The organism is Halobacillus sp. AWH4_228 (genome assembly GCF_056158365.1).
In genome coordinates this window covers 3,756,827-3,769,738 of sequence record NZ_JBSWTE010000001.1, presented here as the reverse complement: position 1 = coordinate 3,769,738, position 12,912 = coordinate 3,756,827, and the positions used below count along the sequence as shown (strand labels likewise).

At 47.8% G+C, this 12,912-nt stretch carries 16 protein-coding genes; 13 read left to right on the top strand and 3 right to left on the bottom strand.

Annotated elements, in window-relative coordinates; genetic code table 11:
• Positions 1-68 precede the first annotated feature (68 nt).
• Positions 69-851, bottom strand: a complete 783-nt coding sequence (locus ACXADP_RS19435; protein ID WP_474967147.1) for a carbon-nitrogen family hydrolase — start codon at positions 849-851, stop codon at positions 69-71.
• A 114-nt stretch (positions 852-965) separates the two neighbouring features.
• On the opposite strand from ACXADP_RS19435, the gene ACXADP_RS19430 reads away from it, so the two are divergent.
• The 7 genes from ACXADP_RS19430 to ACXADP_RS19400 all read left to right on the top strand — a co-directional run bounded on the left by ACXADP_RS19430 (position 966) and on the right by ACXADP_RS19400 (position 7,331).
• A complete protein-coding gene (locus tag ACXADP_RS19430) occupies positions 966-2,711 on the top strand; it encodes a LytS/YhcK type 5TM receptor domain-containing protein (protein WP_474967148.1) in 1,746 nt (581 codons plus the stop codon).
• The gene (locus tag ACXADP_RS19425; protein WP_474972248.1) at positions 2,708-3,436 is read left to right on the top strand and encodes a LytR/AlgR family response regulator transcription factor; all 729 of its coding nucleotides are present in this window, start codon (positions 2,708-2,710) and stop codon (positions 3,434-3,436) included. Before ACXADP_RS19430 ends, ACXADP_RS19425 begins: the two co-directional genes overlap by 4 nt.
• A gap of 138 nt (positions 3,437-3,574) precedes the next feature.
• Positions 3,575-5,017 carry a carbon starvation CstA family protein gene (locus ACXADP_RS19420; protein WP_474967150.1) on the top strand — a complete coding sequence of 481 codons (1,443 nt, stop codon included), beginning with the start codon at positions 3,575-3,577 and terminating at the stop codon, positions 5,015-5,017.
• Positions 5,018-5,115: 98 nt separating this feature from the next.
• Positions 5,116-5,391 (top strand): GNAT family N-acetyltransferase, encoded by a 276-nt coding sequence (locus tag ACXADP_RS19415; RefSeq protein ID WP_474967151.1) that lies wholly within the window; start codon positions 5,116-5,118, stop codon positions 5,389-5,391.
• A gap of 20 nt (positions 5,392-5,411) precedes the next feature.
• Positions 5,412-5,894 carry a GNAT family N-acetyltransferase gene (locus tag ACXADP_RS19410; protein ID WP_474970329.1) on the top strand — a complete coding sequence of 161 codons (483 nt, stop codon included), beginning with the start codon at positions 5,412-5,414 and terminating at the stop codon, positions 5,892-5,894.
• Between the two features lie 26 nt (positions 5,895-5,920).
• Positions 5,921-6,808, top strand: coding sequence for a diacylglycerol/lipid kinase family protein (locus ACXADP_RS19405; protein WP_474967152.1), 888 nt, complete (start codon positions 5,921-5,923; stop codon positions 6,806-6,808).
• A gap of 94 nt (positions 6,809-6,902) precedes the next feature.
• Positions 6,903-7,331 (top strand): YueI family protein, encoded by a 429-nt coding sequence (locus tag ACXADP_RS19400; protein ID WP_474972247.1) that lies wholly within the window; start codon positions 6,903-6,905, stop codon positions 7,329-7,331.
• A gap of 30 nt (positions 7,332-7,361) precedes the next feature.
• Here ACXADP_RS19400 and ACXADP_RS19395 read toward each other — a convergent pair whose 3' ends face one another.
• Positions 7,362-7,553 carry a hypothetical protein gene (locus ACXADP_RS19395; protein ID WP_027956831.1) on the bottom strand — a complete coding sequence of 64 codons (192 nt, stop codon included), beginning with the start codon at positions 7,551-7,553 and terminating at the stop codon, positions 7,362-7,364.
• Between the two features lie 525 nt (positions 7,554-8,078).
• Here ACXADP_RS19395 and ACXADP_RS19390 point away from each other — a divergent pair.
• A complete protein-coding gene (locus ACXADP_RS19390) occupies positions 8,079-8,720 on the top strand; it encodes a lytic transglycosylase domain-containing protein (RefSeq protein WP_474967154.1) in 642 nt (213 codons plus the stop codon).
• A 465-nt stretch (positions 8,721-9,185) separates the two neighbouring features.
• Here ACXADP_RS19390 and ACXADP_RS19385 read toward each other — a convergent pair whose 3' ends face one another.
• Positions 9,186-9,737: an NADPH-dependent FMN reductase gene (locus tag ACXADP_RS19385; RefSeq protein ID WP_027956828.1), complete on the bottom strand. Its 552-nt coding sequence runs from the start codon at positions 9,735-9,737 to the stop codon at positions 9,186-9,188.
• A 186-nt stretch (positions 9,738-9,923) separates the two neighbouring features.
• On the opposite strand from ACXADP_RS19385, the gene ACXADP_RS19380 reads away from it, so the two are divergent.
• From ACXADP_RS19380 to ACXADP_RS19360, 5 genes are all read left to right on the top strand, one after another.
• Positions 9,924-10,205 (top strand): YkvA family protein, encoded by a 282-nt coding sequence (locus tag ACXADP_RS19380; protein WP_474967155.1) that lies wholly within the window; start codon positions 9,924-9,926, stop codon positions 10,203-10,205.
• Positions 10,206-10,276: 71 nt separating this feature from the next.
• Positions 10,277-10,693, top strand: a complete 417-nt coding sequence (locus ACXADP_RS19375; protein WP_027956826.1) for an organic hydroperoxide resistance protein — start codon at positions 10,277-10,279, stop codon at positions 10,691-10,693.
• Positions 10,694-10,811: 118 nt separating this feature from the next.
• Positions 10,812-11,096: an iron-sulfur cluster assembly accessory protein gene (locus tag ACXADP_RS19370; protein ID WP_027956825.1), complete on the top strand. Its 285-nt coding sequence runs from the start codon at positions 10,812-10,814 to the stop codon at positions 11,094-11,096.
• A gap of 69 nt (positions 11,097-11,165) precedes the next feature.
• Positions 11,166-11,777, top strand: coding sequence for a metal-dependent hydrolase (locus tag ACXADP_RS19365; protein ID WP_474967156.1), 612 nt, complete (start codon positions 11,166-11,168; stop codon positions 11,775-11,777).
• Positions 11,778-11,885: 108 nt separating this feature from the next.
• Positions 11,886-12,911, top strand: coding sequence for an AimR family lysis-lysogeny pheromone receptor (locus ACXADP_RS19360; protein WP_474967157.1), 1,026 nt, complete (start codon positions 11,886-11,888; stop codon positions 12,909-12,911).
• The last annotated feature ends 1 nt before the right edge of the window (position 12,912 follow it).

Sequence of the window (12,912 nt, the reverse complement as noted above, 5' to 3'; positions counted from 1 at the left end):
CGATTTAATTTTCCGTATATCCATGATTTTATGCCGGTCACCATTTTTTTTGGTAGATATCAACGAAATCATTGATAGAGGTCAGGACGTCGGTCCTGGAAAATCGGAATCTGCTTCCGGATCGCCTCCACCTCGGAAAAATCGACTTCTCCGTATACGATTTCTTCGTCCAGCCCTCCTTCGGCTGCAATCGTCCCCCATGGATCAATGATGAGCGAGTGACCTCCGAATGTATTATTCGGGTCGGAACCGGAGCGGTTACAGGCCATGACGAAGCATTGGTTTTCAATTGCGCGGCTGATCAACAAACTGCGCCAGTGATCGACGCGGGGCTTCGGCCATTCTGCGACAACCAACAGGCCGCGGGCTCCGCCGAGCATTTCCGTACGCATCCATTCAGGGAAGCGGATGTCGTAGCAGATGGCCCCTGCCAGCGGGATGTTATGTAAGTGGAAGTTTCCCTGCGTGTCTCCGGACTCCAGATATTTTTCTTCGTCCATCAGACGGAATAAGTGGACTTTACGATAGTTCAGCACACGCTCTCCGTTTTCATTGTAAGCGACCATCGTATTATAAAAGGACTCCTTGTCCCGTTCAGCAATGGAGCCTGCAATGGTTACCCTGTGGTCGCGGGCAAGCTTCTTCAGCAGCTGGTGGGTCGGCCCTTCCAGGTCTTCAGCGATTTCTTCAAGGCGTGTCAGGTCATACCCGGTTGTCCAAAGCTCTGGAAGCAGGATCAAAGTACTTCCCTGGTCGGCCGCTTCTTTTATTTTGGCCTGCGCCGTATTCCGGTTGGCAGACGGATCACCGAAGGCAATATCCATTTGAATCATAGCGATCTTCGTTTTCATTATCATCACCTCATTTTTTCCTAGTGTATCAAATAATTCTGACGTTTTCCTGCATTCCGTGTCTTTTTAGGAAGCGTGCTACAATAGAAAAAAAGATAGAAAGAGGAATGTGCGATGTTTGAACTTTTTCTTCCTATGCTGGAACGGCTTGGAATCATCGTCACGGCTGCCTTTATCTTTACCCGGTTCCACTTTTTCCGTGAACTGGCCGACCAGAAGATATTAACAGGGAAACAGCAGATGACTGCGATCGGATTTTTCGGCCTGTTCGGAATGATCGGCACATATACAGGCATTACGTATGATACAAGTTCCCTGGAATTCGGTCGTTGGGCGTATCAACTGGTGGATACAGAAGCACTGGCGAACTCCAGGGTTATCGGTATCGTGGCCGCTGGTCTGTTCGGTGGTTGGCGTATCGGCCTGGGGGCAGGATTGATTGCAGGGTTTCACCGGTATTTCCTCGGAGGATTTACAGGTCTGGCCTGTGGTGTTTCCGCTGTCGTTGCTGGTTTGATTGCCGGATTTTTTCATAAAAAAGGGAAGCCTTTGAAACTGAAAACGGCGTTGTTCGTCGGTGCCCTGGCAGAGACGATCCAAATGGGAATCATCCTCCTGATGGCACAGCCGTTTACAAGAGCGTGGGAGCTGGTTCAGGAAATCGGTCTTCCGATGATTGCTGCCAATGGTGTCGGGTCTGCTCTTTTTCTGCTCATTATCCGTAATGTGTTAAATGAGGAGGAGAAGGCTGGTGCTGTTCAGGCGCAGAAGGCCCTGAAACTGGCTGAATTGACGGTTGCCCACCTGCGTAAAGGCTTGACGAAGGAATCGGCAGCAAGAGCATGCCGGATCATTTATGATAAAGTTGGTGTAAGCGCTATATCCATGACGGATAAGCAGACGATACTGGCTCATGTCGGCCTGGCTGATGATCATCATCATTACGGGGAAGCGATTCAAACCGATGCGACAAGGGAGGTTATCCGCTCCGGCCGCCGCGTGATTGCCGGACATGAGGACATTCAGTGTCAGCACAAAGACTGCCCGCTGGGAGCGGCTGTCATCGTACCTCTGAAAAAACGGGAGGAAGTGGTGGGGACATTGAAATTTTATGTAAGAACAGAGAAAGAAATATCAACGGTCCTTCTGGAACTGATTCAGGGGCTGAGCGCCCTCCTCAGCCAGCAGCTTGAACTGGCAGATGCCGACCAGGCGGAAGAGATGGCAAGAAAAGCCGAAGTGAAGGCGCTGCAGGCACAGGTGAATCCCCACTTTTTGTTCAATTCGTTGAACGTTATCGTTTCTTTGACACGTACAGAGCCGGATAAAGCCCGTTCCCTGCTCATCGCACTCTCTAAATTTTTCCGTCAGAATCTGGGGGCGACAACGAAGACCCGGGTCAGCCTGGCGGAGGAGTTGAAGCATGTGCGTGCCTACCTCTTAATAGAAGAAACACGATTTGTAGACCGATTGAAGATTGATTATGACATCGATGAGTCCGCTTTATCCGCTGAAATAGCCCCGCTTACGCTGCAGCCTCTCGTGGAGAACAGTATGAAACATGGGGTTAAGGATCAGGATGAAGAAGCACGGATTACTCTGGCCATACAGAAGGAGGGGGCCCGTGTGCACGTATCGATTGCTGATAACGGCAGAGGGATAGACCCGGACCGTCTTGAACAGCTTGGGGACGGAGTCGTAGATTCAGATAAAGGGGCGGGATTTGGTTTGTATAATGTCAATAAACGCTTGGAATATATGCATGGGGAAGAAGCGAAACTGCACATCGAAAGCAGGCCCGGAAAGGGAACGCGGATCAGCTTCACTCTTCCTCTGGTGGAACAGGAGGAAACGGCATGACTGACATGAAAGTACTGATTGTCGATGATGAACGCTTCAGCCGTGAAGAATTGAAATTCCTGCTTCAAGATTTTGAACAGATCAAGGTTGTTGGAGAAGCGGCTTCCGGTGATGAAGCCATTGTGGCAGCTTTAAAATACCAGCCGGACGTTATGTTTCTGGATGTTGAGATGCCGAAAATGGATGGACTGGCTGCAGCCTCTGCCGTGAAGGACTTGAAAAAGGTGCCCGAAATCGTGTTCGCTACAGCGTATCCGGATTTTGCCGTAGAAGCGTTCCGCCATCAGGCGCTCGATTATCTGCTTAAGCCGTTTGATGAGAAACAGCTGGCTGAAACGATCAGACGGGTTGAAAAGAAGCTGCAGCCTCAGACAGATCACAGTCCGGGTTCGGTTCCAACCAAGTTTGCAGTTGAGGTGGACGACACCATTGAATACCTCAACCCTTCAGATATTATGTACGTGTACAGAGAGGACAGGGCAACGAAAATCGTCGGCCGGACAGCTGTCTATGAGACAAATGATGCATTGAAAGATGTGGAGGAGCGGCTTCAGCCGTTCTCCTTTTTCAGGATCCATAAGAGCTATCTCGTCAACCTTGATTATATCTACCGGCTCACTCCATGGTTTAATGGAGCCTGGCAGCTCGAACTCCGGGGAGCGGAAGAAAAGCTTTCGGTGAGCAGGAACTATGTAAAGGATTTACGGAAAAAGCTGGAGCTTTAAAAGACGCATTCTTTTTCGATGCGTCTTTTCTGCATGTTGAACACGAGTAACGACATGATAAACAGAACCCCCTCTTTTGTAAGCGTTACCATGATAAACTTTATGCAACCGATTACAAAGAAGAGGGGAGAACAGCTGATGATTACATTTCTAGTCAGTATTGCACTTTTAATCGTCGGATACTTTACTTATGGGAAATATGTAGAAAAGCAGTTCGGAGTTCAAACGGGCCGTGAGACTCCTGCATATACACATGGGGACGGCGTGGATTATCTGCCGATGGGGGAAAAACGGAACTCGTTGATCCAGCTTTTGAACATTGCCGGAGTCGGACCGATTTTCGGTCCTATTCTTGGGGCACTTTATGGTCCTGTCGCGTTTTTGTGGATCGTATTTGGCTGCATCTTCGCTGGTGCTGTGCATGATTATTTAACTGGAATGATATCGATTCGAAACCGTGGGGCTCATCTGCCTGAACTGGCGGGCAGGTTTCTTGGAAAAGTGATGAAGCATGTAGTAAACGCCTTTGCTATCCTGCTTCTCGTTCTCGTCGGAACTGTGTTTGTAACAGCTCCAGCTGATCTTCTGCACAATATGACGAACAGCTGGCTGTCCCTTCCTGTTATTCTGGCAGCAATATTTGTTTATTATCTACTTGCTACGATGCTTCCAATCGATAAAATAATCGGCCGTTTCTATCCGGTCTTCGGAGCGTTGTTATTAATCAGTGCCATTGGAGTCGGCGTATCTCTTGTAGCTACAGGCGCACCGATTCCAGAGTTGTCCATGACGAACATGCACCCTGACAACGCACCGATCTTCCCGCTGTTATTTCTAACGATATCCTGTGGGGCGTTGTCCGGATTTCATGCCACCCAGACGCCGATTATTTCAAGAACGACTCAGAAAGAGAAGCAGGGACGCCGCATTTTTTACGGCATGATGATTGCGGAAGGGATTATTGCCATGATCTGGGCAGCTGCTGCAATGAGCCTGTTCGGCGGATCCGGAGGCTTGAATGAAGTCCTTGCCAGTGGCGGCCCTGCTGCGGTCGTCAGTGAAGTATCGATTGCTATGCTTGGAGCGTTTGGCGGGACGCTTGCTGTTCTTGGTGTCATTATTCTGCCGATCACTTCGGGGGACACAGCTTTCCGTAGTGCCCGGATGATTATCGCCGACTACTTGAACATCTCCCAGAAAAAGCTGACCAGCCGTATCTGGATTGCGCTGCCGTTGTTTGTCATTTCTTTTGCTTTGACACGCATTGACTTCACTCTGCTTTGGAGATACTTCTCCTGGGCGAACCAATCCACGGCTGTCATTGCGCTGTGGGTGGGTGCGATGTATCTGTTCCTCGCCCGAAAAAACTATTGGATCGCCGCTGTTCCGGCCGCATTCATGACGATGGCTACATTCACGTATATCATCAATGCGCCAATCGGATTCGGCCTTCCGTTGAATGTAGCTTATGGGCTGGCTGCGGTCATTACAGTGGGGGTTGTAACAGCTTTCTTTATAGCGGCCAAGCGCGGCCTGCAGCGGAACATCCCGCTGGAAGAAGATTTGAAGCCGACAGCCTGAAGCATCTTCCTTTATATTTCTTAACATCCATGGGCCTTCCATGGATGTTTTTCTTATCGGAAGGAGGGAATGCTTTTTATATGAAAGGGGAGTTGAACATGGAACGAATGATTCATGAAGAAAAAGGAAGACTTTATATGGGAGAAAAACAGGATCCAGCCGCCGAACTGGTTTTTGATGTGGAAGATGATACAATGATCATTCTGAGCACTCATGTGGATCCGGCCGAGCGTGAACAAGGGCTTGGCAGGGAGCTCGTAGATGAAGCTGTGAATTATGCGAGAAAACATAAATTAATGATCGACCCTGTGTGCTCTTTTGCGCATAATGTAATAGAAGAAACCCCGGAATATCAGGTGGTTCGCAAGAAGTAGAGGAGGCGTTTGATTTGGCAGTGATCAGGGAAGTAGAGGACAGGGATTTAATGCACTTTACAAGATATGCCGTGGATTTTCTCCATGCCGTGAAAGATGAACAGGAAGGACAACTCTCAGGAGATGTACTCCGGGAGCGGAAATTCTGGGCTGCTGATCAGTTTACGAATGCCGCGCCGGAACAGAAACTGATCGCCGCCGAAGTGGAAGGCCGGCTGATCGGCTACGGACTTGCTGTAATCAATTCGATTGCCGCTGAGGAAAGAAAGGGACGGATCGAAGAACTGTATGTCGATGAATTTTACCGCAGGGAAGGCATCGGTACACAGTTGTGCCGCTCCTTACTGGATTGGATGCAAGCGCAGGACGTCGAAGACATCCAAGTGGAATGGCAGGGAGCGGGACATGGAGGACAGGAGTTCTTCCAATCGTTCGGATTCATTCCTGTGCGGACGGTGTATCAATATCCTGAACATTTACTCGGCAGGGGTTCGGAAGAATAAGGCCCCGGCTGCAGGGAGGCTGAATCATGAAAAGCGCAATGCTGATCGTCAATCCTTCTTCTGGTAAAGAGGAAGCCCTTACGTATGTGGCTGAAATTCAGGAGATACTTGAAGATAAGGGATATGCTGTGAAAGAGGTGCAGACCGAAAAAGAATTGGATGCTACCAAATACTGCCGGAATGCCTGTAAAGAAGCGTATGATCTGGTCGTTTCTCTTGGAGGAGATGGAACACTTCATGAAACCATTAACGGCATGGTCGACCAGGAACACCGGCCTCTTCTGGCTGTTATTCCACTGGGGACCGTCAATGATTTCGCCAGAGCTTTGAATATACCGCTTCATCCAGATGAAGCGGTCCAGCTGCTGCGTAATGACCATTCCCGGAAAGTGGATATAGGTAAAGTGAACGACCGGTATTTTGTGAATATTACAGCTGTCGGAGCTCTCGCAGAAGCGACGTATGAAGTCAGTCCGGAGCAGAAGACGCGTTTCGGTCCGCTTGCCTATGTGATGGAAGGAATCAAAACGCTCTCTTCAGACGGAACAAGTCCGCTGACCATTCAGTTCGATGACCATAAAACGTGGGAAGGGGACGCGTTCCTTTTTCTGGCCGCTCTAACAAATTCTACAGGTGGATTTGAGCGCCTGGCGCCTGACGCAGAAGTGGATGACGGGATGCTGCACTGTTTCATTCTTCCGCGTATGAACATGATGCGCCTTGCCTCTATCGTTACATCCATTTTAAGAGGCGAATTGCAGGAAGATTCCTCGGTTGAGTATTTCAAATCCCGCCGGGTGGAGATCTCTTCCGGGGAAACGGTGAAAACCAATGTGGATGGGGAGGAGGGAGATCCTCTTCCGGTCGTTCTTGATGTTCTTCCTTCTCATATAGAAGTAATCTCTGTACCTTAGGACGGTGTCGCAGGACCCGTCCTTTTTTCCTGGGCTTTTTGAATGGATGTCCGTTGTTTGAACGTTCATAATAGAAGGGTGAGGTGATGGAAAAATGAAAAAACCGGATCTGGAGGATTACCTGCAGGAAGGGATATACGGAAGCAGAGAAACCAACCCGGGTGAACGCAGACAATTTTTAGGTACGCTGCGGGAACGGATTCTCCTTGCGCTGACAAACGGACAAGTGATACAGGAGGAAGGTTTTGGGGAGCTGGAAAAGGAAATGAGCCGCAACCCCGACGCGACGCTGTTATTGAACGGGGAGATCAGCTACCGCTTTTTATCGCCGTTAAAGGATACAGCGGAAAAGCATAACATTCATCATACAACCATCTCCAACCAGGATACCGAAACGGAGTACGGGGCAGTGTTAACGCTCGATTATGCGGTGGAAAAAGAAGAGATTCATTATCATCCCCCCGCAGTAAAGGAAGAAGCTCCCGAGCGTAAAAGTTTCTTAAAACGATGGTTTGGAATATGAAAAGGACTGCCGGGAGCAGTCCTTTTTTTATTATTGATATTGTTTGAGGAACCGTGCTAAGCCAGTAAATATAAGTACAAATGAGAACAGAATCATCGCAATGTAGCCTGCATAGTACAAGAACTGATCAAAGAAATTTCCACCCGTATCACCTAAGCTGAACAGGGCGTAACCAGCGAGCAGAGCAGCCAGGAAATAAAATGCATTGTTGTTGAATTCCATGATGGTTTCCCACCTCCTTTGTACTTTCAATATATGAGGAGCAGGCAGGCAATATTTATCTTTTGGAAAATATTTTGTCCTTCATGAAAAACAAAAAAAAAACTCCCTTTTGAAAACAAAAGGGAGATGGTGCTCGTCTTTCGATGAGGGAAGACGTACCATGAAATCTACAGGTTATTTTTCCTGGCGGGGAAAAATAATAGGGTCATTCGACGTAAGAGACAAAAGAGTGTACCTATGTAAGAACAGTTACGATGTAACAATCGCTGAAGACGTGGACAACCTGCACGCCATCCCACTTACGGTGATGAGGAAACTCTTTTGCTTCTTTTATTGTACCACTGCTCCGGTGGGTTCTGCTTTGGGAAAAAGAGAGCGTGAAACGGTACTTAAATGAGTGATTCAGGAAAGTTTTTTCTCAAGTTTTGTCTAAGTCTGGAAACTTGTAAAAATGATCCAACAAGTGATTGTCGGAAGTTGACGCATCCTGTACACTTTACATATCAATGAGACGAGGTGGAAGCAATGGATGTCAACAAGCTTCAATGGATGATGCAGATGCAGAGCTTTTCTTTTTTGGGCAGCGCTCAGCAGGGGAATGGTGGACAGGATCTGCAGGGTTTGTCCTTTCAGGATTTGTTTCAAGCGGCAGTCAGTCAGGCGTTTGCGGCAGGGGTTTCTCCCGTGTCGATGAATACAGAGTCCCTTTATTTAAACGGGGCAGATCGACCTTTGGCTTCTCCGGTGACAACAGCACCGAAGCAGCAGCCGGCTCCTGCTGGACAAACAAAAGAATCAGGAAGCCTGGATGATTGGATATTGAAGGCATCTTCCCAATACGGGGTGGATGAAAGTCTGATTCGTTCTGTCATTCAGACCGAATCCAATTTTGATGCAGATGTTGTGAGTCATGCCGGAGCCCAGGGACTTATGCAGTTGATGCCCGCGACAGCAAGGGGTCTGGGAGTGGAGAACCCTTTGGATCCGGAACAGAACATTATGGGAGGGACCAAGTATCTGAAACAAATGCTTGACCGCTACAATGATGATCCGTCCCTGGCTCTTGCCGCGTATAATGCCGGGCCGGGTAATGTTGATAAGTACGGAGGTATTCCTCCTTTCCGCGAAACAGAAAATTATGTGAGCAAGGTTCTCGGACGCGTATGAAAAAAATCCCTGACAGGTTACTGTCAGGGATTTTTTCATTGATGCCTATATTCCATGGGCTGATCAGGGCGCCTCCGCATTTCTTTTTTTTGTAATCCGGTTCCGAGGAGCAGTCCTTCGCGATATAAGCCGTTCATTTTCGTGAAGAAAGTTCCCTTCACTGCAATGCTCGGCTTATACGTGTCAGGCCTCCCCGCTCCTCTCCACACCCTGATCATGTCCAGCTCCAGCGCCCAGCCCCTCGAGGTCTTAAGCAGATCTTTTTACCGGCACAACCCGCCGAAAAAAGATCTGCTTAAGCTTGTCGGGTCTGAACAGGGCGCCTCCGCATTTCTTTTTTTGTAATCCGGTTCCGAGGAGCAGTCCTTCGCGATATAAGCCGTTCATTTTCGTGAAGAAAGTTCCCTTCACTGCAATGCCCGGCTTATACGTGTCAGGCCTCCCCGCTCCTCTCCACACCCTCTTTTACTTATCGGGTTCTAAATGGCGGCTCATTTGCAGGTATTGGTTAAAGACGATGGTCATTTCTTTGAGGCGGCTGCGGACGTCTTCGTCGATGAGCTCGCCGTCGGTGGAGAAATGATTGGTATGGGTATAGACGTAGTTCGGTGTGACCATGCAGCGGAAGTAGTTCAGAATGGGTTTCAGTTGATTTTCGATAACCAGGTGGTGCTGAAGTGTTCCGCCGTTGGCGATGATGGTGACGGGTTTATAGCGCATAGCCAGTGGTGATACGGCATCAAATACGTTTTTCAATGTTCCTGGAATGGAGCCCTGGAAAATAGGGGTCGCGATCACATAGGCATCGGCTTCCTCAATTTCCTGGATCAGGCGCTGCATATCCTGGTTGTATTCCTCGGCCGGACGTCCGTCGACGAATTGAAGTTCGTAATTTTCCAGGTCGATGATTTTCGTTTCGTGATCATCTGGCAGCAGTTGAATGTATTTATCTATTTCATTTAGCAGGGTCCGTGTTTTTTTTCCGACAATTGTTCCGTTGAGCAGCAAGATCTTCATGACATCCTTCTCCCCTTTTGGTCTTTGTTTATAGTATATGCCAATGGTGTTGTCTGGGCTATTCTCTCTCTGTGATTCCGGGTTGTTCTCCTTTTTATGGTAAAGTATACGCACAGCGAAAGCAATGGAAAGCAGTGGCTGTACCAGCGCTCAAACAGGGAATGAATAAAAGGGGAGGGATGAGGAATGATACGTTTCTGGAGAAGAATCAAGTTTCTTTTTAATGTGCGGAAGTCTGTCCCGTTTATCATCCGCTTTTTTCAGTCCAGGCAGGTAAGTATGAAAAAGAAATGGATTTCCGTTCTTCTTCTGGCCGCTTATCTTGTTTTTCCATGGGACCTGATTCCGGACGTGCTCGTTTTCTTTGGCATTGTCGATGATCTGGCTGTTTTTACGTACATTCTTCAGTGGATGGTGAAGATGGCACCAGAATCGCTGCAGGACGAATTTCGGGTGTACAAGGAATAGAAAGGTTTACCATCAGGGAAGATGAGGTATGTAATGGATGGAGTCTCTATACTAGTCAAGGAGTGATAATGATGAGTAAAGTTATGTTTACAGCGCACGCAACAGCCCAAGGTGGACGTAATGGACACGTAAAATCTGATGACGGTCTTATTGATCTGAACCTGACCATGCCGGGTGAAGGTTCAGAAAAAGGTTCAAACCCTGAACAGCTGTTTGCTGCAGGATATTCTGCCTGCTATGATGGTGCCCTGAACCTCGTGGCAAGCAATCAGAAAAAGGATATCGATTCTGAAATCACTGCTGACGTAAGTCTCATGAAAGATGAAGCAGACAATGGCTTTAAAGTCGGTGTTGTCCTTAATGTAAAAATTAAAGGTGTATCTCAGGAAGAAGCGGAAGAGCTTGCAGAAGAAGCTCATAAAGTATGCCCTTATTCCAAAGCTACACGCGGCAACATTGATGTAGAGATCAATGCTCAGGCGGTATAATCGATAAGAAGGAAAAAATCCCGGGGTTTGCCCCCGGGATTTTTTTATGGGCGTTTAGGCGGATGATTTCTATTTCCATCAGGCGTGTGGTATTTTATAATGGAAGGGGTGAAGAGCTGTGCAAATCACCGATGAAGCGCGCGACTTACTGCAGCAGATATTAGAAGAGGAAGAGGCACCGGGCCTCCGGTTGTTTTTTGCCGGATATGGCTGCGGTGAGCCTGATATCGGTATGACACTCGGCGAACCTGAAGCCGACGACGAACTGCATTATATCAATTCGATTCCGGTCGCCGTTGACCAGAGAATTGCTCATTTAATTGAACCGTTGACTATAGAAGGAAAACAGACGATGGAAGGGCCGAAGTTTCAAATGACCGGTCTTCCTGAGAAAGACTGTTAACCGAAAGCCCACTTTAGTGTGGGTTTATTTTTTTAGTTTGAAAAAGAAGAAAGGGGAGCGGCATACTCCATGATGGCACCAGGACACCAGGTTGTCGGCTTCACCTTCGGGGTAGGCGCGTTGACGTTGATTCCTGCTTTTGAAGTTGTTTCCGAGCGGCCGTTTCAAATGGTTTTATTTTTAGTTTTTGTTTTAATTGGTTCGCTGCTTCCAGACATTGATACGCCGACCTCTACGTTCGGACAGAAATTCTGGCGCGGCTTACTGACGATTTTTACGCTCGCATTTTTGTGTTACTTGTTTTTCCCATCCTATTTGAATACATATCGAGACGAATTGAAGATTTTTGTCATGATGCTCCTTCCGGTTCTTATTATGATCCGTGGGCACAGAAAAATGACACACTCCCTGTTGTTTGTAGGTCTGTTGATTGTCTACAGTGCAATTCTTGAACAGGCCTTCCAAGTTCCACGTGTTCTTGCTGCCGGGCTGGTGGTCGGCGTCATTTCTCACTTGTTCGGTGACTACTTGACGAAAAAAGGCATTCCGCTTTTTTATCCGTTTTCTAAGAAGCATCAGCAGTTCCTCCTTACATTCCGTACGGGATCGCCCAGTGAGAAAATGATTGTCTACAGTCTTGTTCTATGGAACGTCTGGTTCCTTACCTCAACCATTTTTTAATCTGCATCATCGATGGTTAAAGATTGAACAGTGCTTCAACTTTATATAGACAAATGGCAGAATTTTCAATAAAATGGTAATAGATATAGGAGAGGAGTCCTTGGACTGATGAAGGATCACCAATTAATAGAGCCGAGACCGTTGGCCAGCCTGCATATGCGGCATACATCCTCGTTGTACATGATTTACCTGGAAAATCTTAAAATCCACTCTCAAAAAGAAGCGCTGCTTCGTACAAGAGATGTTATTCTTGGTGATTTTCCGACTCACATCGATGATCAGCTGGCCTGCCTTGAATTCTTTTATATGAATGATTTCTTCGAGGACTTAGCTGTCGTGCTCCATTCTCCTTACATACATCAGGAAGTCCTTCCGCTTTACAACCTTCTGCTCCAACGCGTGGAAACCCCCGTGTCAAGGGAGCAGTTGACCCTGCTGCAGCAGTATCAATGCAGTCATCCTTCCCTGCACTGCCTTCATCTCTTTCTCATGATTTATGCTTATTATGATCTGAAAGTTTTTACAGCCCTGGACAAATACATCGACGATTGTGACCGTGCTTTGGCCAGCGTGGATGAGCCATTGATGTACTACTATCTCAATCAGCGGTATCAGGAGCTTTTATTTCACCATTATTGGAAAACAGACAACCCGATTCTAGCCAGCCGGCATGCCTACAAAATGATCAATACGGAGCTTTCGCCGCGCCGGAAAAGCCGTATGTATTTCATTCTTGCTCTTTGTCAGCTGTTCAACGGCTACGATTCGGCTATGGATCCACTGACGAAAGCACTGGCGATTGCTGATCAGTACGAATTATCTTCTTTTGCGGATATGATCCGTGTTCACACCATCCCGTTCATTTCCGCCTTTCATCATCGTACAGCCGGCGTATCAACGACGGATGTCGTGGAACAGGCTCACCTGGATCTGGCGGAAGGCCGCTTGGAAAAGGCCCGTCAGGCATTGGAATCCCTTCCATCCCCTACGCCTTTTCAGGAAAGCTACCTCGGTTATGTGAACGAGGATATGGACATGCTTTATCGTTCCTATACGCGCTTTATTAAGGAAAGGGGCGATCACTTTTTCGCCCGTGTCCCGTTGGAGTATATGAAACGTTTAAAAACCTGTTAGG

What these genes read in the sequence shown, in the direction of transcription:
- ACXADP_RS19380 (WP_474967155.1), top strand. Translation starts at nt 9,924, where the DNA reads ATGATACGTTTCTGGAGAAGAATCAAGTTTCTTTTTAATGTGCGGAAG.
- ACXADP_RS19385 (WP_027956828.1), bottom strand. Translation starts at nt 9,737, where the DNA reads ATGAAGATCTTGCTGCTCAACGGAACAATTGTCGGAAAAAAAACACGG.
- ACXADP_RS19395 (WP_027956831.1), bottom strand. Translation starts at nt 7,553, where the DNA reads ATGGAATTCAACAACAATGCATTTTATTTCCTGGCTGCTCTGCTCGCT.
- ACXADP_RS19420 (WP_474967150.1), top strand. Translation starts at nt 3,575, where the DNA reads ATGATTACATTTCTAGTCAGTATTGCACTTTTAATCGTCGGATACTTT.
- ACXADP_RS19405 (WP_474967152.1), top strand. Translation starts at nt 5,921, where the DNA reads ATGAAAAGCGCAATGCTGATCGTCAATCCTTCTTCTGGTAAAGAGGAA.
- ACXADP_RS19430 (WP_474967148.1), top strand. Translation starts at nt 966, where the DNA reads ATGTTTGAACTTTTTCTTCCTATGCTGGAACGGCTTGGAATCATCGTC.
- ACXADP_RS19435 (WP_474967147.1), bottom strand. Translation starts at nt 851, where the DNA reads ATGAAAACGAAGATCGCTATGATTCAAATGGATATTGCCTTCGGTGAT.
- ACXADP_RS19425 (WP_474972248.1), top strand. Translation starts at nt 2,708, where the DNA reads ATGACTGACATGAAAGTACTGATTGTCGATGATGAACGCTTCAGCCGT.
- ACXADP_RS19360 (WP_474967157.1), top strand. Translation starts at nt 11,886, where the DNA reads ATGAAGGATCACCAATTAATAGAGCCGAGACCGTTGGCCAGCCTGCAT.
- ACXADP_RS19415 (WP_474967151.1), top strand. Translation starts at nt 5,116, where the DNA reads ATGGAACGAATGATTCATGAAGAAAAAGGAAGACTTTATATGGGAGAA.
- ACXADP_RS19390 (WP_474967154.1), top strand. Translation starts at nt 8,079, where the DNA reads ATGGATGTCAACAAGCTTCAATGGATGATGCAGATGCAGAGCTTTTCT.
- ACXADP_RS19365 (WP_474967156.1), top strand. Translation starts at nt 11,166, where the DNA reads ATGATGGCACCAGGACACCAGGTTGTCGGCTTCACCTTCGGGGTAGGC.
- ACXADP_RS19375 (WP_027956826.1), top strand. Translation starts at nt 10,277, where the DNA reads ATGAGTAAAGTTATGTTTACAGCGCACGCAACAGCCCAAGGTGGACGT.
- ACXADP_RS19400 (WP_474972247.1), top strand. Translation starts at nt 6,903, where the DNA reads ATGAAAAAACCGGATCTGGAGGATTACCTGCAGGAAGGGATATACGGA.